This is a genomic window from Arhodomonas sp. AD133, assembly GCF_051195215.1.
GTDB lineage: Bacteria > Pseudomonadota > Gammaproteobacteria > Nitrococcales > Nitrococcaceae > Arhodomonas.
On the sequence record NZ_JBNAZM010000150.1, the window covers coordinates 1 to 1274 of the forward strand.

Below are 1274 nucleotides of genomic sequence, written 5' to 3' on the forward strand. Positions count from 1 at the left end.
TCGCCCGATTATCCGGTTATTGAGCCTCATGAGTCAGTTTGCTGCGGCGCCGCATATCGGCTCGTCACGGATTCAGGATTCTATTATGTGCGTGTTGATAATGGGGTGCTGGCACCCTTTCTCGCTTGGTTTCTGATTAATGTTTTAGTCGGCCTTGAAGTTGCCTGGTATTTGATAGGCACCTCCATTGCTATAGGCTTATTGACGGTAATCTATATCCCAAGAATTTACTGTGAAATAGAGTTTTTCCAAAGAATACTGGCCGAGCAGGAGCAGTGCCAGAGTAATCAAAGCTCTAACAAATAGTTGCAGTTCGTTCCGGCCCTAACGGGCCTCCACCGGACCGGTTTGCTACGCTGCGCTACGCAACCCGGCCGCTGAACATTGGCGTTATGCACAAAAAAAGAGAGCGAAGTGGAAAACATCACGCGGCATTCAATAGACAGAGCCTCTGAAGAAGCAGTCAATCTTTGGTCTCTGGCAAGTAGTCAATACCCATTAAAGAATCGACTGATTCAGGAATACGCGAATACAACAATAATTGAGGTTGTCAGCTCTTTTGCTTTAAATGCTCGTCGAGCAATGGAGATTATTCCGCCTAAAGTCAAATACCCGCTAAGCGCCGCTCGCTGGAAGTGGGAGCCGTCTCGTAAGGGTGAGAAGGTAGCGGACCTGTGGGACGCTTTAAACAGAATAATTCATGCTCGAAAATTGTATGTCGGCTTTGAGGGTTTGCCTGAGGATGTGTCCGTTATTGATGGCGGTGCCATAATAGTTCCTTACGTTCAGGCGGAAACAGACCGAAAGGAGCTGGCTTTTATTGATCCGTTTTCCTTGTCGCATGCATTTTTATACGGCGCGTTGCCTTCGCTTATGGAAGCAAAGAACAATCCGCTTCAAGGGGGCGTCCACTAAATGCATAACCAGGCCATCAAATGCGCTCCCTTCGGTCGCCGGACGCTCGTTCCTCGCGCCGTTTATGGCGGGCGTTGCACAAAGCCGCTGCGCGGCAGGAAGGAAGCTTTGATGTGATCGGCAATTGTTTGCCGATGGAGATATTACGAACGCTGCGGTGTGCGCCGCAACAGGAGGCATGCAATGGCAGGGAAGCCGACGATCTAGGAGGTGTTCGTGCACCATTTCGATGAAGTGCGCTGCAGCGGCAAACTGTCCGCACCACAACAACGCGCGGGGCATGCGATTGTCGCCTGCCGCACCGACGCGATGGGTGGCCACGAACAGCGCTGTCCTGACGGGCATTTTGTGCGCACGCA

3 protein-coding genes are annotated in these 1274 nt (G+C 51.4%); all 3 read left to right on the forward strand.

Annotation, left to right across the window (positions count from 1 at the left end):
- A partial coding sequence (locus tag ACPEES_RS23440) for a hypothetical protein (protein ID WP_435106936.1) occupies positions 1-306 on the forward strand: 306 nt, incomplete at its 5' end.
- Between the two features lie 108 nt (positions 307-414).
- Positions 415-915, forward strand: coding sequence for a hypothetical protein (locus tag ACPEES_RS23445; protein ID WP_435106938.1), 501 nt, complete (start codon positions 415-417; stop codon positions 913-915).
- Positions 916-1131: 216 nt separating this feature from the next.
- A partial coding sequence (locus ACPEES_RS23450; RefSeq protein ID WP_435106940.1) for a transposase zinc-binding domain-containing protein occupies positions 1132-1274 on the forward strand: 143 nt, incomplete at its 3' end.